The sequence below is a fragment of the Vibrio sp. Evd11 genome, assembly GCF_900382755.1.
Classification (GTDB): domain Bacteria; phylum Pseudomonadota; class Gammaproteobacteria; order Enterobacterales; family Vibrionaceae; genus Vibrio; species Vibrio lentus.
In genome coordinates this window covers 69,005-89,535 of record NZ_OSDX01000012.1, presented here as the reverse complement: position 1 = coordinate 89,535, position 20,531 = coordinate 69,005, and the positions used below count along the sequence as shown (strand labels likewise).

General features: G+C 43.7%; 20 protein-coding genes. 7 read left to right on the top strand and 13 right to left on the bottom strand.

All coding sequences use genetic code 11. From position 1 onward, the window contains the following. The first annotated feature begins 1 nt into the window (after position 1). From ED652_RS07765 to lipA, 5 genes are all read left to right on the top strand, one after another. On the top strand, positions 2-841 hold the full coding sequence (locus ED652_RS07765) for a septal ring lytic transglycosylase RlpA family protein (RefSeq protein ID WP_122054177.1): 840 nt from the start codon (positions 2-4) through the stop codon (positions 839-841). Positions 842-934: 93 nt separating this feature from the next. Further along, the gene (locus ED652_RS07760; protein WP_170961303.1) at positions 935-2,116 is read left to right on the top strand and encodes a serine hydrolase; all 1,182 of its coding nucleotides are present in this window, start codon (positions 935-937) and stop codon (positions 2,114-2,116) included. 231 nt (positions 2,117-2,347) lie between these two features. Further along, entirely contained in the window at positions 2,348-2,626 is a 279-nt protein-coding gene (gene ybeD / locus ED652_RS07755; protein ID WP_029223455.1) for a DUF493 family protein YbeD, read from the top strand. A gap of 195 nt (positions 2,627-2,821) precedes the next feature. Next, positions 2,822-3,481: a lipoyl(octanoyl) transferase LipB gene (gene lipB / locus ED652_RS07750; RefSeq protein WP_076668146.1), complete on the top strand. Its 660-nt coding sequence runs from the start codon at positions 2,822-2,824 to the stop codon at positions 3,479-3,481. Positions 3,482-3,485: 4 nt separating this feature from the next. Then, a complete protein-coding gene (lipA, locus tag ED652_RS07745) occupies positions 3,486-4,451 on the top strand; it encodes a lipoyl synthase (protein WP_017110197.1) in 966 nt (321 codons plus the stop codon). 159 nt (positions 4,452-4,610) lie between these two features. Here the strand turns inward: lipA and ED652_RS07740 are convergent, their stop codons facing one another. The 3 genes from ED652_RS07740 to ED652_RS07730 form a co-directional block, all read right to left on the bottom strand. Then, entirely contained in the window at positions 4,611-5,972 is a 1,362-nt protein-coding gene (locus ED652_RS07740) for a sodium-dependent transporter (protein ID WP_017104438.1), read from the bottom strand. Positions 5,973-6,246: 274 nt separating this feature from the next. After that, positions 6,247-7,005: a YggN family protein gene (locus ED652_RS07735; protein ID WP_017104439.1), complete on the bottom strand. Its 759-nt coding sequence runs from the start codon at positions 7,003-7,005 to the stop codon at positions 6,247-6,249. Positions 7,006-7,092: 87 nt separating this feature from the next. Beyond that, a complete protein-coding gene (locus ED652_RS07730; RefSeq protein WP_102514098.1) occupies positions 7,093-7,566 on the bottom strand; it encodes a GreA/GreB family elongation factor in 474 nt (157 codons plus the stop codon). Between the two features lie 145 nt (positions 7,567-7,711). Between ED652_RS07730 and ED652_RS07725 the strand changes: the two genes are divergently transcribed. Beyond that, positions 7,712-9,646, top strand: a complete 1,935-nt coding sequence (locus ED652_RS07725) for an ATP-dependent DNA helicase RecQ (RefSeq protein WP_122054185.1) — start codon at positions 7,712-7,714, stop codon at positions 9,644-9,646. 66 nt (positions 9,647-9,712) lie between these two features. Here the strand turns inward: ED652_RS07725 and dinB are convergent, their stop codons facing one another. Beyond that, positions 9,713-10,789, bottom strand: a complete 1,077-nt coding sequence (dinB, locus tag ED652_RS07720) for a DNA polymerase IV (RefSeq protein ID WP_122054175.1) — start codon at positions 10,787-10,789, stop codon at positions 9,713-9,715. Between the two features lie 162 nt (positions 10,790-10,951). Here dinB and ED652_RS07715 point away from each other — a divergent pair, with 162 nt between their 5' ends. Then, positions 10,952-12,181 (top strand): response regulator, encoded by a 1,230-nt coding sequence (locus ED652_RS07715; protein WP_065104964.1) that lies wholly within the window; start codon positions 10,952-10,954, stop codon positions 12,179-12,181. Positions 12,182-12,375: 194 nt separating this feature from the next. Here ED652_RS07715 and nqrM read toward each other — a convergent pair whose 3' ends face one another. The 9 genes from nqrM to bolA form a co-directional block, all read right to left on the bottom strand. After that, positions 12,376-12,630 (bottom strand): (Na+)-NQR maturation NqrM, encoded by a 255-nt coding sequence (gene nqrM, locus ED652_RS07710; protein ID WP_017104444.1) that lies wholly within the window; start codon positions 12,628-12,630, stop codon positions 12,376-12,378. 16 nt (positions 12,631-12,646) lie between these two features. After that, positions 12,647-13,651 (bottom strand): FAD:protein FMN transferase, encoded by a 1,005-nt coding sequence (locus tag ED652_RS07705; RefSeq protein ID WP_122054174.1) that lies wholly within the window; start codon positions 13,649-13,651, stop codon positions 12,647-12,649. A gap of 173 nt (positions 13,652-13,824) precedes the next feature. Next, entirely contained in the window at positions 13,825-15,051 is a 1,227-nt protein-coding gene (gene nqrF, locus ED652_RS07700; RefSeq protein ID WP_009848376.1) for an NADH:ubiquinone reductase (Na(+)-transporting) subunit F, read from the bottom strand. 29 nt (positions 15,052-15,080) lie between these two features. After that, positions 15,081-15,677 (bottom strand): NADH:ubiquinone reductase (Na(+)-transporting) subunit E, encoded by a 597-nt coding sequence (gene nqrE, locus ED652_RS07695; RefSeq protein WP_004735211.1) that lies wholly within the window; start codon positions 15,675-15,677, stop codon positions 15,081-15,083. A gap of 7 nt (positions 15,678-15,684) precedes the next feature. Then, on the bottom strand, positions 15,685-16,317 hold the full coding sequence (locus ED652_RS07690) for an NADH:ubiquinone reductase (Na(+)-transporting) subunit D (RefSeq protein WP_004735210.1): 633 nt from the start codon (positions 16,315-16,317) through the stop codon (positions 15,685-15,687). After that, positions 16,317-17,084 (bottom strand): Na(+)-translocating NADH-quinone reductase subunit C, encoded by a 768-nt coding sequence (locus ED652_RS07685; RefSeq protein ID WP_122054172.1) that lies wholly within the window; start codon positions 17,082-17,084, stop codon positions 16,317-16,319. The genes ED652_RS07690 and ED652_RS07685 overlap by 1 nt, the downstream gene beginning before the upstream one ends. Further along, positions 17,074-18,318, bottom strand: a complete 1,245-nt coding sequence (locus ED652_RS07680) for an NADH:ubiquinone reductase (Na(+)-transporting) subunit B (RefSeq protein ID WP_122054171.1) — start codon at positions 18,316-18,318, stop codon at positions 17,074-17,076. Before ED652_RS07680 ends, ED652_RS07685 begins: the two co-directional genes overlap by 11 nt. Before the next feature lie 5 nt (positions 18,319-18,323). Further along, entirely contained in the window at positions 18,324-19,664 is a 1,341-nt protein-coding gene (locus ED652_RS07675) for a Na(+)-translocating NADH-quinone reductase subunit A (protein ID WP_122054169.1), read from the bottom strand. Between the two features lie 521 nt (positions 19,665-20,185). Further along, positions 20,186-20,494 (bottom strand): transcriptional regulator BolA, encoded by a 309-nt coding sequence (gene bolA / locus ED652_RS07670; protein WP_017064186.1) that lies wholly within the window; start codon positions 20,492-20,494, stop codon positions 20,186-20,188. Positions 20,495-20,531: the final 37 nt, after the last annotated feature.

Here is a 20,531-nt window from a genome sequence, read left to right as displayed (position 1 = left end):
GATGTCTATTAAAGCATTCCCCCTAACAACATCTTTGGTCAATGAGCTGCCAATCAAAAAAATGCTGTCTATCGTCAGCTTGGCGGTTTTGATTAATGGTTGCTCTTCCCAAGAGCAAAAAGGCCGTTACGACATTGATTCAGATATTGCGCCAGATGTGCCAATCTCAGTCGAGCACCTAGAGGACGCTCACCCTCAATATGAACCTTACAGCTTAGGTGGTAACACTAACTACACTCTACGTGGTGAAGACTACAAAATCGTAAAGAAGACCGAAGGGTTTACCGAGAAAGGAAAAGCCTCTTGGTACGGTAAGAAATTTCATGGCCATTTAACCTCAAATGGCGAGATCTACGACATGTATTCGATGTCAGCAGCGCACAAAACATTGCCCATTCCAAGCTATGTAAAAGTGACAAATACCGATAACAACAAAACGACGATTGTTCGTATCAATGACCGAGGCCCATTCCACGAAGGCCGAATCATTGACCTTAGTTATGCAGCAGCTTACAAGCTCGATGTATTGAGAACAGGCACAGCAAATGTTGAGATAGAAGTCATTACTGTAGCTATGCCAACCGACGCAAATAAAAAGGCCGCTTTGCCGCAATTTATTATTCAGGTTGCCACATCTCCGCATGAAGATAGAACCGAGAAGTTAGCCAAAGATCTAGGCGAAAAGCTAGCTGTAGCAACGTTCTTGCAGCCAAATGACGACAACTACCGTCTGATGCTTGGCCCATTTCATGACTATGCTCTGACTCAAGAGAAATTAGAACAAGTTAAGCTAATGGGTTACCCGTCAGCTTATATAAAAAAGCACACGCTAACTCGCTAATTAATCTAACAGTTACTTCTGGTAATCAGCGCTCTGGTGTGACAGAGTGATTCTGTTAATATATGAATAGTTCACCAAATAATTGCATTCAAAATGATTAAATCTAATAAACTTGTTAAATCGATTTTTGCTACTTCTGTTGCTCTTTCTGCAACGATAGCTACATCGTCATTCGCCGCTCCTATTGTTGTACCTGATGCACCTCAAATCGCCGCTAAAGGTTTTGTTCTGATGGATTACCATTCAGGCAAAGTACTAGCAGAGAAAGAAATGAACACTCAGCTTTCTCCAGCAAGTTTAACCAAGATGATGACGAGCTACGTGATTGGCCAAGAGCTTGACCGTGGTAACATCAACTTAAACGACGACGTTGTCATTAGCGAAAACGCTTGGGCTAAAAACTTCCCAGACTCATCTAAGATGTTCGTTGAAGTGGGTACAACGGTTAAAGTTGAAGAACTGAACCGTGGCATCATCATTCAATCAGGTAACGATGCTTGTGTTGCAATGGCTGAGCATATTGCTGGCTCTGAAGACGCATTCGTTGACCTAATGAACGCTTGGGCAAGCTCTATTGGTATGAAAGACACGCACTTTGCTAACGTGCACGGTCTAGACAATCCAAATCTATACTCAACGCCTTATGATATGGCTCTACTTGGTCAGGCACTGATTCGTGACGTCCCTGATGAGTACCGTATCTACTCACAGAAAAAATTCACTTACAACGGCATCACCCAGTACAACCGTAACGGTCTGTTATGGGATAAGAGCATGAACGTTGATGGCATTAAAACTGGCCACACGAGCAACGCAGGTTACAGCCTAGTAAGCTCAGCAACAGAAGGCAAAATGCGTCTTGTTGCGGTTGTGATGGGCACGAAGAATGCGAACGCTCGTAAAACAGAAAGCAAAAAGCTACTGAGCTACGGTTTCCGTTTCTTCGAAACAGTGGCACCACATACTGCTGGCGAGACATTCGTTGAAGAAAAAATCTGGATGGGAAATAAGGACACAGTTGCTCTAGGTGTCGACGAAGATACTTTCGTGACTCTACCTCGTGGCCAAGCGAAGAACCTAAAAGCTAGCTTCGTTCTTGAAAAAGAGCTGGAAGCACCGATTAGCAAAGGCGATGTTGTAGGTAAACTATTCTACCAAGTTGATGGTGAAGACGTTGCTGAATACCCGCTACTTGCACTTGAAGATGTAGACCAAGGCAGCCTATTTAGCCGTCTATGGGATTACCTAGTACTGCTATTCAAAGGTTTATTCTAAACGAGTCAAACGTTTGTTCTAGCAATACATAAAGTTCTTGTATAGCTAACCTAATGAGTAAATTACTTATTTACGCATTAACGAACCAAAAGCCGCCATGTGCGGCTTTTGTTGATCTTGAGTTCGGTGATATTTACACGTAGTATTCCGCCTTATTACTCGTGTCTGTTGACCGAACACGCTTTTTATCGACATTTCGCCAATTTGCGAGAGTCTAGCCTTTTGGAGCTAATCATGAACATCAATTCTGATGCAAAACTAAAAGACCTCTTAGAGTTCCCTTGTTCATTCACTTACAAAGTAATGGGCTACGCTAAGCCAGAGCTTACAGAGCTAGTGCTAGAAGTGATCCAGCGTCATGCTCCTGGTGACTACAGCCCAACACTAAAACCGAGTGCGAAAGGTAACTACCACTCTGTTTCAATCAATATTACAGCGACTTCTATTGAACAAGTAGAAACGCTATACAAAGAGCTGGGCGATATCGAAATCGTTCGTATGGTTCTGTAATCGACGATTACGCATGGAAAACAGCGGCTTATTGCCGCTGTTTTTGTTTGAAGCTCCCTATTGGACTCAAAATCATTCAACTTAATTTTCAATAAATACAAAGAAAGTTGAAAAACCTTGCAGTCCGTCTGTAGTTAGAATCATGTTTCGCGTTTATAATGCGTTCACTTTATTAATCCTTGAGGGAGTGCAGCTTTGCAAAATAAGCTAATCGTAAAAAAATTAGGCCGTCAGGATTACGAACCTGTGTGGAAAGCCATGCATAAGTTCACAGACGAACGCACAGAAGAAGACGTAGACCAAGTTTGGTTGGTTGAACACAACCCAGTCTTCACTCAAGGACAAGCAGGCAAAGCCGAGCATGTACTAAATGCTGGTGATATCCCTGTCATTCAAAGCGATCGCGGTGGCCAAGTGACTTATCACGGCCCGGGCCAGTTAGTCGCTTACTTTTTGATTAACATCCGCCGCAAAAAATTCGGTGTACGTGATTTAGTGACTCATATTGAGAACCTCGTAATCAACACTCTGAAAGCTTACAATATAAATTCAACTGCCCGACCTGATGCTCCTGGTGTCTATGTCGATGGCAAGAAAATCTGTTCACTCGGATTACGTATTCGACGCGGCTGCTCATTTCATGGGCTTGCACTCAACGTCGATATGGACCTGTCTCCGTTCCTACGCATTAACCCATGTGGTTACCAAGGTATGGAAATGGCGCAGGTAAGCCAGTTAGGCGGACCCAGTGAATTAGAAAGCGTTGAGCAACAGTTAATACAAGAGCTAGTAGAACTACTCGGCTATGACCAAGTAGACATTCAAGCCACCAGTAACATTACAGCAGAAGCATAAAATCATGAGCAAACCAATCCAAATGGAAAAAGGCGTTAAATATCGTGACGCTGACAAAATGGCATTAATTCCCGTAAAGAATATGCCTGCTGAACAGAAAGAAGTTCTACGTAAGCCTGCATGGATGAAGATTAAACTTCCTTCAGACAGCCATCGTATTCAAGAAATCAAATCAGCAATGCGTAAAAACAACCTGCACTCAGTTTGTGAAGAAGCGTCTTGCCCTAACCTAGCCGAGTGTTTTAACCACGGCACGGCAACGTTTATGATTCTTGGCGCTATCTGTACTCGTCGCTGCCCGTTCTGTGATGTTGCCCATGGTCGTCCTGTTGCTCCTGAAGCAGAAGAGCCGAAGAAACTGGCTAAGACGATTAAAGACATGAAACTGAAGTACGTTGTAATCACTTCAGTTGACCGTGATGACCTGCGTGATGGTGGTGCTCAGCATTTTGCTGACTGTAACCGTGAAATTCGCGAACAGAATCCAAACATTCGCATTGAAACACTGGTTCCAGACTTCCGTGGTCGTATGGACGTTGCGCTTGATCTGATGAAAGACAACCCGCCAGATGTTTTCAACCACAACCTAGAGACAGCGCCACGTCTATACCGTAAAGCTCGCCCAGGTGCGAACTACAAGTGGTCTCTTGATCTGTTGAGAAAATTCAAAGAGCAACACCCAGACATCCCAACTAAATCAGGTGTGATGATGGGTCTTGGTGAAACGAAAGAAGAGATCGTTCAAGTATTGAAAGATCTTCGCGAACATGGCGTAACGATGCTGACACTAGGCCAATACCTAGCACCAAGCCGTCACCACTTACCAGTAGAACGCTACGTGCCACCTTCAGAGTTTGATGAGTTGAAAGAGATAGCTCTTGAACTAGGCTTCACTCACGCAGCTTGTGGCCCGTTTGTACGTTCTTCTTACCATGCCGACTTGCAAGCTCAAGGTATGGAAATTAAGTAATCACGAATACTTAAACCAAAATTAAAAAGGCGCTGAACTGTATGTTCAGCGCCTTTTTTCTATCGATCAAAACAAGCTTGTTCAATACAAAAACAACAAAGCCACCCATTAAGAGTGGCCTTGACTGCAAATCTAATCATCTAGATGTTAAATGGTCTACTAACCAAATGAAGCCCAGATAACTGTTGCCACCAAGATTGGGCACACGAACTTCACATACATTGGCCACACTTTACCAAACCAACCAAGCTGAAAGTCAGGGCAGCCATGTTCAAGCTCTTTCACTTTTGAAGCTCGACTCCACACCCAGCCACCAAACAGGCAGAACATCAGTGCTGCGACCGGTTGAAGATACTGAGTCGCTATCATCGCAACCATGCCAAACATCGCGGCAAAGTTGTAAACAATGACCACACTGAACAATGCGATGGCACCACCAATCACCCAGCTTGTTGGCGTTCGTCTTGTATTGAAACGCTCACTCACTAGCGCTACAGGTCCTTCCAGCATCGAAATTGAAGAAGTAAGAGCAGCTATCGTTAGCAACAAGAAGAAGACAATCGCGAAGATCTGACCAAGTACGCCTAAGCTATCAAACATCAAAGGCAGAACCGTAAATACCAGCGTGTCAGAGCTCAATAGTGAACCATCTTCAGCGTAGATTTGAACACCCTTCTGCATCGCAACAAACATTGCTGGCATAACCACTAAGCCAGCAATAAAAGCGACAGCGGTATCAACCAAGGTTACGTTCATCGCCATTTTTGGTAGGTTCTCTTTCTTGCTTAAGTAAGAACCGTAAACCAACATAGAGCAGCCACCAATGGTTAGCGAGAAGAAGCCTTGTCCCATTGCCGCTAGAATCAGTTTTCTATCCCACACTTTCTCAAAGTCTGGAACCAAGTAATGTTTCAGCCCTTCCATCGCACCTGCTTGCGTCATGATGTAAACAAACAGTAAGCCAAACAAAATGAACAATGCCGGCATTAAGCGAGTCGACCACTTCTCGATACCTTGCTTAACACCACCCTGAACAATCAAGATAGTCAGCACATAGAATGCGACCGTACCAAATACATTGCGCTCAACACTGAAGCCTTTAAACCAATCAGCAACAGCTTCTAGACCGACAAGATCAGCGACTGCACCAATTAGGAAGCAAATCAACCAACCGCCGACAATACTATAAAAGGCTAACACGGCACTTGGGACACTTAAGCCAATCCAACCGACAAATTCACCGACTTTCTTACCTAACGGATTTGTCGTCAACGAGCGCATACTATCGACAGGGTTCGCTTGACCATGACGGCCAATCGCCATCTCAACCACCAGCATCGGGAAAGCAACCACGAAAATCATGATTAGGTAAACAAGCAGAAAAGCGCCACCGCCGTTACTGGCAACTTGAGTTGGGAAACCCCAAATATTACCTAAGCCAACAGCTGCACCCGCCGCTGCTAAAATAAAACCCAAACGAGAGCTAAAGTGCTCTCTTGAAGAGGAAGATTGTTGGTCCATATTGCCCGCATCAAAAATCAGTGAACTAGTTGAGAAGTACAGTAATCAAAAGCAATGATAGGCACAACCAATAAATGAACAATTATCTTATTTTTACAATCCATTTAGTATTTAACACCAAGTTATTAACAATTACCCAGACCAACTGACCACATAAAATCCAGACAGCAATTGATCAGCCTACTGAGAGGTGTTCCTAAGTTAATTGTTAGCTTATTGCACCCATAAAAAAAGAGCACCAATCGGTGCTCTTCTAACGAATCTGAAACTCAGGCTAGATAGTAAATACTTGGTAATCTTTTAGGTTCGGAATGATTTTATGCAGCTCTTGCTCCTGCTCTGCCATCTCATCTAGAGAATCACAGAACTCATTCGCTTCCTCTTGTACTTGTTGAGAGTGTTCTTTCATTCGCTCTTCAACTTTAAGCTTTAATTCAGCCATGCTATCAGCCATTTCGGTCAGATTTAGTCCGCCGTCTTGCTTCATTTTTTCTGACATCGCATTAAAGGCACTTGAGATAAACTCTTGGTTAAAGATCTCCTTAGCCTTTTCGAAATCTTCAGACCAACCATTCGCCATCGAATCGAAACTATTAGCCGGTAGGACTAACTCGCCATCTTTATAATAACGAGCCTCTAATTCAGCAAAGTACGTTTTCATTGATTCTTTTACATTATCAAACGACTCTGGAGAATCTAGGCTGGCAGCGATGTCATCAATAACATCATTCGCCAAGGCTAAGCTGTCATTCGCCATTTGTTTTGCGCGTGGTAAATACTCATTCATGCTGTCGCGGTATTTTTCAATTGCCGCTTGTTGGTCAGCATCAAGTGCGACCTTTTCACCATGAATATAAAGATCGTTATTGCCATCAAGAATAGCTGTATCACCATTTACTTGATGGATTTCGACTTTCTGCTCGTCAATTCGTAGTTCATTTTTCAAATCAACTCGACACTGAGCTGCAAAAGTTGGCAGGCTCACAACAGCGGTAGCCACTGTTAATGATGCAATTAATACGCTTTTTTTCATAACACCCTCTCATCAATCTGCCCAACGACTATACCGCTAGTTTATGCTTCTTTGTCAGAAAAACGTTTATATTTATAAGCCTGTCATTCAGTCAATCGATACTACTTCATAGCAAAACTGTTTATCAGCGACCCTAAACTCAATTTCATCACCGACTTCTTTGCCCATAAGAGCCTGACCAAATGGTGCATTCGCCGTCACGATGGCAATCTCATTTTCGTTCCATATAACAGAAAGCCCCCCAACTCTTGGCCCTAGGAAAAAGTGCTTATGTTCATCATGTTCGTCAATGACCACAACATAGCTGCTGACGGTAATTCTTTCACTGTCTCGTAATACGAGGTTTCGGTAACACTGGATGTCATCTTCACACTCTTGAACCCGCATCGCTTGTCCATGGGCAAGGTACGAGGCTTCTAACGCTAAGGTATCGTACTTGTGCTCTGGCACGGTCTCTTCATCGGTGGCAGCATCAATAGCTCGCTGAGTCGCAGATTGTGCGATGCTTAACCGTGATTCGAGTTGCTCTAAAATTATTTGTCGAAGCTCAGACTTATTCATACTTTTGGAGTGCTTTTCTATAGGAGCTACAGAATAGAATTAGGTACAATCAGGTGCAAGACATTTGATTCATCAAGCGACGCGATCATTGACAGGCGAACGCTTTAGCATCAATACGACACTTAACAACTCAGGTAGAACACAAATGATTGAGCAGAAGCTAAAACAAGTATTCGGATTCGATTCACTGCGTAATGGGCAAAAGCAAGTCATTGATAATGTTCTATCCGGTCACTCTACCGCGGCCATCTTCCCAACGGGCTCAGGTAAATCGCTGTGCTACCAGCTACCCGCGTTAGAACTTCCTCATTTAACCTTGGTTATTTCTCCACTGTTAGCCTTAATGAAAGACCAGTTAAGCTTCTTACACAGTAAAGGGATCAGCGCTGCTGCGATAGAATCTAGCCAAGACAGACAAACCACTCAACAGGTGATGCAGTCTGTGCGTAACGGAGACACCAAGATCCTGATGATCTCCGTCGAGCGTTTAAAGAATGAACGCTTTCGCCAGTTTATCTCCCAAGTGCCTATCTCGTTACTTGTGGTCGATGAGGCGCACTGTATTTCTGAGTGGGGACACAACTTTAGACCCGATTATCTCAAGTTGCCTCAATACCAGAAGCAACTGAATATCCCGCAGGTGTTACTACTCACAGCAACTGCAACCACCTCAGTTATCCAAGACATGAAGTCTAAGTTTGATATCGATGAGCAACGCGTTGTTGTTACTGGTTTCTATCGTCAAAACCTCGACCTGTCGATTCAGCCTTGTGAACAAGCTAGTAAGCTAGAGACGCTGTGCTCTGTCGCCAATCAAGCGCCTCAAGCTCCAACCATCGTTTATGTGACCCTTCAGCAAACGGCAGAGATGGTGGCTCAACAGCTACGCAATGCTGGAATCAACGCAGTCGCTTACCATGCGGGGCTTAAACCAGAAAATAGAGATGCCATTCAACATCAATTCATGAATGATGACGTGCATTGTATTGTGGCGACTATTGCTTTCGGGATGGGCGTCGACAAGTCAAACATTCGCCGTGTGATTCACTTCGACTTACCCAAATCGATAGAGAACTACTCACAAGAAATCGGCAGAGCAGGCCGAGATGGTCAACCTTCAACATGTATTCTTCTCGCCAACAAGTATGGCCTCAGTACACTCGAGAACTTCGTATTTGGTGATACGCCAGACAACATCTCGATCCAAGCTGTATTGAAAGAGATCTACGAAAACCAAAATATAGGCGCTTCTGGTACAAACCAATGGGAGATCATGCTTAACCAACTATCGCGTGAATCTAACATTCGTCAACTTCCGCTAAAAACACTGTTGGTTTATCTCGAAATTGAAGGTGTGATTGAGCCTAAATACAGCTACTTTGCTGACTACAAATTTAAGTTCATTCGTCCTAAGCAGCAGATCACCGAGCAATTCCAAAGTGAACGTCGCCATTTTGTAGAAGCGATTTTCCAATGTTCTCCTCAAGCCAGAGTTTGGTGCCAAGTCGATTTTGATGCGCTTTGGACTCACTTCCAAGCCGATCGTCAGCGTGTGATTGCGGCTATCGATTACTTCAATGAACAAGGCTGGATTGAGTTGGAAAGTAAGCAGATCACCGATGTTTACGCGATCAACAAGACATCTGAAGATATGATGCAGTTATCTGAACGTTTAACTGAGTTGTTCAAAGCAAAAGAGAACAGTGAAATAAACCGTCTTAACCAAATGCTGAGCTTCTTTGAGGCTGATACCTGCCTAAGCTCACGCCTTGCGAGTTACTTCGCCGATGACAAGGCACCCAAAAACTGTGGTCACTGCTCAGTATGCCGAGGTGAAATTGCCACACTACCAAGCGTGAAAGCTGAAACTATAGATGAAGAGATCGTCGTCGCTTGGATTCAAGAATTCATCGCCAACAGCCAACAACTGATTACCGATGAAGCCATTACTCGCTTTTTATGCGGAATCGCGACACCGCTTTCTACCAAATTAAAAGCCAGTAAAATGTCGGGGTACGGAAAGTTAGAGCAACAACCGTTCAGTGAAACCCTAGCATTGGTAAAACGATTACCAAGATAAGAAGATTAAAAGACGCTGCTAGTGCTAATAAGTCAGCTAGGTTTGAATAAACCTAGCTGATGAAAATTAAAAGAAACTCAGCTGCTTCACTTGTTCTTTGGGTTGTAACATCACACTCAAACCGAGCAGGCGTATCTCTCGCCCTTGTTGTCTTTTTAAGATCTCACTCAATAGTTCTTTGAAGTGTTCTCGATCCAATGAAGCATGTATGTGTTCTATGGTCGTTTGCTGGAAATCGGCAAACTTGAGCTTAATGCCCTGCTTGATGATCGCTTTGCTTGGGCTGGCTTTTTCTAAACGCACCTCAAGCTCAGGAAAGAGCTTATCTTCAATCACCTGCCAGCACTCAGCATAAGTCGAAATATTTTGAGTAAACGTGCGCTCAACGCCTACGGATTTACGCTCGCGTTCTATGATGACTTCTCTTTCATCGATACCATGGCTTCGCTTCCACAACGATGCACCTTGTCGACCAAACTTCAGAAGCAAGTCTCGATAGTCTGCCCCTTTGATGTCCTTGCATGTAAAGAATCCCGCTAGATGGAGCTTTTCAATGCTGACCTTGCCAACGCCTGGGATTTTCTCCAGTGGTAAATCATCAATAACAGCTTGTACATCTTGTGGAGGGATAACAAATTGTCCATTGGGCTTATTCATATCCGAAGCCACTTTAGCCAAGAATTTTATCGGAGCGACACCCGCAGAAGCCGTAAGGTTTAACTCGTTCCAAATATCACGGCGAATTGACTCGGCAATCAGGGTCGCAGAACCGTGACACAATGTTGACTCAGTCACGTCGAGAAACGCTTCATCCAGAGAAAGAGGTTCAATCAGTGCTGTGTATCGAGAAAATATTTCGCGGATTTTTTTAGATATCTCAACGTAAACCTGCATTCTTCCCGGAACTACTAATAAATTAGGACAAAGCTGCAGTGCTTTCCCCGTTGGCATCGCAGAACGGATACCAAACTTGCGAGCTTCATAATTACAGGTACTCAAGACACCTCGTTGTTTTTCATGCCCACCAACCGCAAGTGGTCGATTTCGGTAAGCCGGGTTGTCGCGCATTTCTACAGCTGCGTAAAAACAGTCCATATCAACATGGATTATTTTTCTGATTTTATCTTGGCCTGCACTGCACATTTAGAAATAACTCAACCTTACAACTGTACCTATGAACAGTATAATCAATTATTCCACGATTTAAAATGATCTCGTGTCCAGCTCATGAGGTTTCACTTCAACAGCAGTCCACTCTTCTGATAGTATTGTAAGGAGTATTTAGTCTATAAGTAGGGATAGCTTTTGAGTGAAAAAATACTAGTGGTGGAGGACAGTCGAGCATTCCGAAACTATCTATACCAGCAATTAAAAAACAGTGGCTATGAAGTCGCACTCGCAGAATCAATTGAGGAAGCGAAAGCGATCTTAGAGCAAGAGACGGATTTCTTGTGTGCTGTGCTAGATTACTGCCTACCCGATGGTCAAGATGGTGAAATCATTGATTTAGTACTCGGCTACCAACAAAAAATCATTGTATTAACCGGTATGTTCAACAACACACTTCGAGAACAGGTTCTCGCCAAAGGTGTGCTTGATTACATCCTTAAAGACAGCATGTCATCGGTCAGTTACTTACTTCCTCTGGTTAATCGAATCTCGAATAATCGACACCATAAAGCGTTGGTGGTTGATGATTCAGCTGTAGTTCGTCGATATGTCGTCCAACTCCTCGAACATCAATATATTCAAACGATTCAAGCGAAAGATGGCGAACAAGCACTAGAGCTTCTCAGTAAAGATCCAGATATCACATTTGTCGTTACCGATCATGACATGCCGAAAAAAGATGGTATTTCGATGACCCGTGACATTCGAGTAAACCACGACCGCAACCAACTCGCCATTCTTGGTCTATCAGGTAGCGACGATCGCACCATGACCGCGCGCTTCCTCAAAGCGGGCGCTAACGACTTCCTCTATAAGCCATTTAACCAAGAAGAATTTTTCTGCCGTATTCACCAGCTTCTCGATATGAAGGAAGCGACCAATGAACTGTTTCGTCATGCCAATGAAGATGCACTCACGGGGCTATGGAACCGTCGCTATTTGTTCAATCAACCATGCAAAGGCTGTGAAGAACGAAATATCGCGATGATGGATATCGATTTCTTTAAGAAAGTGAATGATACCTTCGGCCATGATGGTGGCGATGCGGTACTGATTGCTGTGGGCGGCATCATTAAGGATCACTTCAACGATGATGTGGCCGTTCGTTTCGGCGGTGAAGAGTTTTGTATTCAGTCGTGTGGGTCGTTTGAAAGCTTCGTTGATAACCTAGAATCGATGAGAGTGGCAATAGAAGAGCATGAAGTGATTCATGAATCTCAAAGCATTAAAGTCAGCATCAGTATTGGTGTCACTGATTTAGATGGCAAGTTAGATGAACAAATAAAAGCTGCCGACGAACTGCTTTATACGGCCAAGGAACAAGGTAGAAACCGGCTTGTATGCACTCGCAATAAGAGTTCATAGGTAGTTATATAGATAGACAGATATAACAGCCAAACCCTTTATAGGCAGGCTTATAGGCGTTTCACTTTTAGCATTTAAGTCTATAGAAACAAAAGAGCTCAAGGTAATCCCTTGAGCTCTTTACGTTTAGAGAGCTAGATAACCCATTAGTTAAAGACTAATTAAGGAAAACTAGCATCAACCGTTATCACCGATTAAGCGATACGATCCTTGCTCCAAGCCGCCTCTTTTTCTTGACGCTCAGCCAGTTTCTCAACACGGTAAGCTTCACGTGCTTCGCGCTTTTTACGCGCATCACAAGGCTCTGGGCAATTACAGACTTTGTCGATACCAACAGCACCTAAACCACCACAGCTACCTTTCACAACTTTCTTTTGGACAATATAGCCAATCGACATTGCTGTGATCACGGCAAGAAAAACACCAAATGTAATCAGAAATGTATTCATAATTCTCTCGCTTACCTTATTTACCTAAGTATGGCTTAAATGCTTCTGAAGCAATTTCTTTAAAGCCATCTGCTGTTTTAACCACCATAAACGCTGGGATGTTATGCTGGTTAGCGATTTCCATTCCTCTTACTTCACCTAAGACCATAAGGCCAGTAGATAAGCCGTCTGCAGTCATTGAAGACGGGTTTAAAACAGTCACTGAAACCACTTTGTGATGAAGAGGTTTGCCTGTTTCTGGGTTGATGATGTGTGAGTAACGAACACCATCACGCTCGAAATAGTTACGATAGTCACCAGAGGTTGCGATCGCCATATCACCCGGTTCGATGATCTCTTGAATTGTACGCTCGTCTACACTTGGTTTCTCAATCGCTATGCGCCAACCCACATTGTCACGGTTTAGACCTTTCAAGCGAATTTCACCACCAATTTCAACCATGTAGTTATGAATGCCAATTGAATCAAGGTAGTCAGCTACAACGTCAACGCCCCAACCTTTTGCAATCGTCGAAAGGTCGACATACAGGTTTGGTAGATCCTTACTGAGTTTATTGCCTTCAATGCTTAGATGGTGAATACCCACCTTCGCTTTACGAGCAGCAAGCTCTTCGTCTGTTGGAACAACTTCTGGACGTGCTTCAGGGCCAAAACCCCACAAGTTCACTAAAGGGCCAACGGTAACATCCAACGCTCCTTCAGTAAGACCGTTCAAACGAATCGCTTCTTTCACTACAATCGCAGTTTGCTCAGAAACTTCAAATGCGTCTGCACCTTTGTGTTGATTAAAACGGCTTAGTTCTGAGTCTTCACGGTAAGTCGACATCTGATCGTTTACTTCTTCAAGTAAGCGATCAATCTCGGTGTGAATCTCTTTAGACTCAGGGAACTCATCACCATTGATGTATTTAATATTGTAGCTAGTACCCATCGTTGGGCCACTTAAATGCACTTGCTCAATCGGCTTGTCACAGCCAGCAAGAAAAATCAAAGAAGTTAATGCAACAAGCCAAATTCTCACTTGCTTACTCCTGTTTAATGTTGAGGATTTATATAAGGAAAAATAAGAGTAAATATAGGTCTTAAAGATACCTTACTCTTTCTTATATAAGCCAGTATGTTGTCAAAACGAGCTTTAGAAAAACAAATGGCTGACTCGTAGGAGTCAGCCATAATATCAATCACTTAAATGGATTAACCACCGAAGTCATCTAGTAGGATGTTTTCATCTTCTACACCAAGATCTTTCAGCATGCCGATAACAGCCGCGTTCATCATTGGTGGACCACACATGTAGTACTCACAGTCTTCAGGAGCTTCGTGATCCTTCAGGTAGTTTTCGTACAATACGTTGTGGATGAAACCAGTGTAACCGTCCCAGTTGTCCTCAGGTTGAGGATCAGACAGAGCACAATGCCACACGAAGTTTTCGTTCGCAGCCGCTAGGCCGTCGAAATCTTCAATGTAGAACATCTCACGCTTAGAACGTGCACCGTACCAGTAAGACATCTTACGAGTAGAGTTAAGACGCTTAAGTTGGTCGAAGATATGTGAACGCATTGGCGCCATACCTGCACCACCACCGATGAATACCATTTCATTGTCTGTGTCTTTAGCAAAGAACTCACCAAATGGACCAGAAATAGTACATTTGTCGCCTTCTTTAAGAGACCAGATGTATGAAGACATCACACCAGGAGCTACGTCAGGATTGTTTGGCGGCGGAGTTGCGATACGCACGTTAAGCTTGATGATACCTTTCTCTTCTGGGTATGAAGCCATAGAGTAAGCACGGATCGAATGCTCTTTAACGATAGACTCGTAACGGAACAGGTTGAACTTATCCCAGTCACCACGGTATTCCTCAGGAATATCGTAATCTGCGTATTTCACGTGATGTGGTTCAGCTTCAATCTGAATGTAACCACCCGCGCGGAACGGAACTTCTTCACCTTCAGGGATAGCTAGAGCAAGTTCTTTGATGAAAGTAGCTTCGTTATCGTTAGAGATAACAGTACATTCCCACTTTTTAACACCAAAGATATCTTCGTCTAGCTCAATCTCCATGTCAGTTTTCATAGCAACTTGACATGCAAGACGTTCGCCTTCGCGAGCTTCACCTTTTGTGATGTGATCAAGTTCTGTAGGTAGAATATCGCCACCGCCAGACTTAACTTTTACACGACACTGACCACAAGAGCCACCGCCGCCACAAGCAGAAGATACGAAGATACCAGCGCCAGCTAGGGCACCAAGTAGCTTGCTACCAGGTTGAGTAACGATCGCCTTTTCAGGGTCGCCGTTTACAGCAATAGTGATGTCACCTGATGGTACTAGCTTAGACTTAGCGAAAAGAATCACTAGTACTAGAGCCAATACAATAATGGTAAACATCGCTACGCCAAGAATAATGCTTTGCATTTGTTATTCCTTATTACTGGGTGCTTACCCTACAGTTGAACACCAGAGAAAGACATAAAGCCTAACGCCATCAGACCAACAGTAATGAACGTGATACCAAGGCCACGAAGACCTGGAGGTACGTCAGAGTACTTCATCTTCTCACGGATACCCGCAAGAGCAACGATAGCTAACATCCAACCCACACCAGAACCGAAGCCGTAAACAACAGATTCAGCAAAGTTGTAGTCACGCGTTACCATGAAAGATACACCACCAAAGATTGCACAGTTAACTGTGATCAGAGGAAGGAAGATACCTAGTGCGTTGTACAAAGGTGGGAAGAAACGGTCTAGAACCATCTCTAGGATTTGTACAAGTGCAGCGATAACACCGATGAATGCGATGAAGTTAAGGAAACTTAAATCGACACCGGCAACAAGTGCATTTTCTTTTAGGATGTGTGTGTAAACAAGGTTGTTTACAGGAACAGCGATTGTAAGTACTACAACTACCGCAACACCAAGACCAAAAGAAGTTTTAACTTTCTTAGAAACCGCTAGGAATGTACACATACCTAGGAAGAAAGAAAGCGCCATGTTTTCGATGAAAATCGATTTAACTAGCAGACTAATATAATGTTCCATGACTACCTTACCCCTTCGCTTCTACTTGTTCTGGTTTGAACACACGAATTGCCCAAATCAAGAAACCAATTAGGAAGAATGCAGAAGGTGCTAGAAGCATCAAGCCGTTTGGCTGATACCAACCACCGTTGCTCACTAGAGGTAGTACTTCCATACCAAATAGTTTGCCAGAGCCTAGAAGCTCACGGAAGAAACCAACAGTGATAAGAACGAAACCGTAACCAAGACCGTTACCAAGACCATCGATGAACGATGGGATTGGCGCAGACTTCATTGCGAATGCTTCAGCACGACCCATTACAATACAGTTAGTAATGATTAGGCCTACGAATACAGATAGCTGCTTAGAGATATCGTATAGGTATGCTTTAAGCACTTGGTCTACCACGATTACTAATGATGCGATAATTGCCATCTGAACGATGATACGCACACTGTTAGGAATGTGGTTACGGATCAAAGAAACAAAGAAGTTAGACAGAGCAGTAACGAACATTACCGCGATAGTCATAACAAATGCAGTTTCTAGCTTAGTGGTTACCGCAAGAGCAGAACACACACCAAGAACCTGTAGCGCGATTGGGTTGTTATCCAACACAGGCGCTAAGATGCTCTTTTTAATTTCTTTTGCACTAGACATTAGTTCAGACCTCCGTCACGAACTTTTGCTAGGAACGGACCAAAGCCCATATCACCTAACCAGAAGTCAAATGTATGTTGAACACCAACGCTAGTCAGTGTTGCACCAGAAAGGCCATCTACACCGTGCTCAGAACCTTGAGGAGCGCCACCTTTAACAACCTGGATAGCAGGTTTGTGGTTTTCGTCGAATAATTTCTTACCAACGAATTGAGCGCGCCAAGTTGGGTTCTCAACTTCACCACCAAGTCCAGGGGTTTCACCTTGCTCGTAGTAAGTGATACCAGAAACTGTGTTGCCATCAGTTTCTACCGCAACGAATGCGTACATCATTGACCAAAGGCCGTTACCGTGAACAGGGATGATAACTTTAGAAGTTTCAGCGCCATCTTTCACTAGGTATACAGTACCCGTGTTAGCACGACGAATGATCTTAGCGATGTCATCTTCAGCTGAAAGCTTGATTGACTGAGCTGGATCTTTTGACGCTTTACGTTGGTCGTATGCAGCAGCATCGCCGTCAACGAAATCGCCAGTAGCGAAATCAACTAGACGAGGTTCAATGTTCTCTGCGTACAGTGCTGGAATATTACCCGCAAGTTCAATGCCCGCAACTTCAAGGATCTTAGTTTGCTGATCCAGAACTGCGTTAGCTTGCTGCTTAGGTTTAAGAACAACTGCAGCTGTTGAAACGATGATTGAGCACACTAGGCTCAATGCGATAACAACAAACAGCGTCTTTTTAATGCTATCGTTATTACTTGCCATAGCGCGCTAGTCTCCGCTTAATGTTCTTCTCGATTACAACGTGGTCAAACAGAGGAGCAAATAGGTTTGCGAATAGAATCGCAAGCATCATGCCTTCTGGGTATGCAGGGTTAACTACACGAATCATTACACACATTGCGCCGATTAGGATGCCGTACCACCACTTACCTTTATTGGTAAATGAAGCTGATACTGGGTCTGTCGCCATGAAGAACATACCGAATGCGAAGCCACCTAGAACTAGGTGCCAGTGCCAAGGCATGCTGAACATTGCGTTAGTATCAGAACCGATCACGTTGAACAGCGTAGACACAGCAATCATACCGATCATTACACCAGCAATGATGCGCCATGAAGCGATACGCATGTAAACGATCATCGCAGCACCAATCATAAGTGCTAGAGTCGATACTTCACCGATAGAACCTGGGATGTTACCAATGAATGCGTCCATCCAAGTGATTGCTTCACCCGATGTTACGTTCATTAGTGCGCTACCACCGCCTTGAGCCCATTGGCTAAGAGCAGTTGCACCAGAGAAACCATCTGCAGCAGTCCAAACTACGTCACCTGAAATCTGTGCAGGGTATGCAAAGAATAGGAACGCACGGCCAGCAAGTGCAGGGTTCAGGAAGTTACGACCCGTACCACCGAAGATCTCTTTCGCTACAACAACACCGAAGGTAATACCTAGTGCTGCTTGCCATAGAGGAAGAGTTGGCGGAACGATAAGCGCAAATAAGATAGAAGTAACAAAGAAACCTTCATTTACTTCGTGCTTACGCACCATACAGAACAGAACTTCCCAGAAACCACCAACGATAAATACCGTTGCGTAGATAGGTAGGAAGTATGTCGCACCAAGTAGCATCTTGCTGCCAACACCTGCATCGGGCCCTAAGGAGGCTCCAAGCATTTCGGTTAGCCAGTAGTGCCAGTTACCATCGATAACAGAAACTAATTCAGCGCCTGCGTACATATGGTTAAGTGCAGCGATAGCTTGGCCACCCGCGTTGTACATACCCCAGAACATTGCTGGGAATACCGCGAACCAAACCATGATCATGATACGTTTTAAATCAACGCTATCACGAACGTGTGAGCTTTTCTTTGTGATAAGACCTGGCGTGTAGAACACTGTCGCTGCTGCTTCGTAAAGCGCAAACCACTTCTCGTGTTTACCACCTGGCTCAAAATGATGCTCGATGTCTTCAAGAAACTTTTTAAGGCCCATGAAAATTACCCTTCCTTCTCAATCGTATCTAGGCATTCACGAAGTAGTTGACCGTACTCATATTTACCTGGACATACAAAGGTACACAATGCTACATCTTCTTCGTCTAGTTCTAGCGCACCAAGTGCTTGAGCACTATCAATGTCGCCTGCACATAGATCACGAAGCAGCAATGTTGGTTCCATATCTAGAGGCATTACGCGCTCGTAGTTACCAATTGGAACCATTGAGCGGTCACTACCGTTTGTCGTCGTTGTCATGTTGAACAACTGACCTTTAAACATGTGACCAAGGAATGAACGAGTAACAGAGAACTTGTTCTTACCAGGCATAGCCCAGCCGAATAGCTCTTTATCACGACCTTCACGTAGAACAGAAACTTGCTGATGGTAACGACCAAGGTAAGCATGTGAACCTGTTGCTTCAGTACCCGTAAGTACAGAACCAGAAATCACACGAACTTCACCTGGCATTAACTCGCTGTCTGTCAACTCTTCAAGGCTAGCACCAAGTTGAGTACGAACTAGACGTGGGTTGTTTACCACTGGACCAGCCAGAGAGACAACACGCTCAGAGTAAATCTCACCAGTAAGGAAAAGCTTACCGAATGCGATAACATCTTGGTAGTTAATGCTCCACGCTACATTTTGTGCATTTACCGGGTATAGGTAATGCATATGCGTGCCTGCAAGGCCTGCAGGGTGTGGGCCATCAAAAACATGTTCTTCAACGTTAGACTGAGCTGAACGAGGTAAGCTAGTACCTTTTTTACAAACGTACACTTTACCGTTAGTCAGAATTGAAAGAAGATCTAAACCAGCAACGAAAGCATCAGACTGCTCGTTAATGATTAATTCTGGCTCAGCTGCTAGCGGATTAGTATCCATAGCAGTTACGAAAATAGCCTGAGTTTCAGAATCAATGGCTGGAACCTTGCTGAACGGACGAGTTCGCAAAGCGGTCCATGCGCCAGACTCAACTAACTGAGCTTTAACCGTTTCACGGTCAAGGCCTACTAGTTGGTTAGCTTCATAGTTATTGAACGTGATCTGCTCATTGCCTGCTACTTCAATCACTACTGATTGAAGAACACGCTTAGCACCACGGTTCACTTCAATAACTTTACCGCTTGCTGGAGAAGTAAATACAACACCTGGGTTCTTTTTATCTGCAAAAAGAACTTGGCCTTTCTTCACTTCATCACCAACGCGAGCATGCATCGTAGGACGCATACCAACGTACTCTTCGCCAAGCAAGGCGACTTTAGTGATGGACTTACCATCATTAATCACCTGGGATGGAGTTCCTGCGATAGGAAGATCCAAACCCTTCTTTATTGTAATCATACGCACTTGCACTACTTTATCGGGAAAAAGATTCTTTTAATTGCGTAAATTCAGGACGTTTTATTCCGCCCTTAGACACGACATTACAGTGTCCGGTTTCGGTAGATTTGAGATACCAAAATCGCAACATTATCTTAATAAATTCATCACACTAATTATGTGAGATTTATCAGGTGCAGTATTCTAGCATTTTTTGACAACTTGATGCCATGACCAATAACTTGAATACGGCCTTTATTTGGTGAGATTTGAAGCATATGGACTCTCAAATATGTATAAATTTGACGAGCCGCACAGATAAAATGGCTTTTAAATCGTGTTTTAAACAAGAGATTAATACTCTGTCACAAACTAATATTTTACGAGTTATGTTGAAACACTGTTAATAAAAACATTACTCATTGTAGGTATTTTTGACAGCTCAATTTGACATCAATCTGAGTGATATAAAACCTAAAAACACATAGTTTTGATGACAAAAGAGGCGGCATAACCACCTCTCTTTATATGTATTGAATCTATTACTTGCCACCGCCCATACACATTGGGCTGTCTGGCACGTTATCTAGCTGCTTCATCCATTCATCTTTTGTATAGGTATGAATGGATAGCGCGTGAATATTATTCGCCAGTTCTTCTGAAAGTGCTTTATTTACCGCTCGGTGACGAGCAATAAGACGCAGACCTTCAAACACATCGCTGACAACAATCACTTTAAAATGACTCTCAGAACCAGCCGGAACATTGTGCATATAGCTCTCATTCACCACGTTTAAATGACTTGGTGAAAACTCATTGTGCAATTTTGTTTCGATAACTTCTTGGATCATTGTGATTCCTTAAATAGCGTATTGGCATTATCTGTCG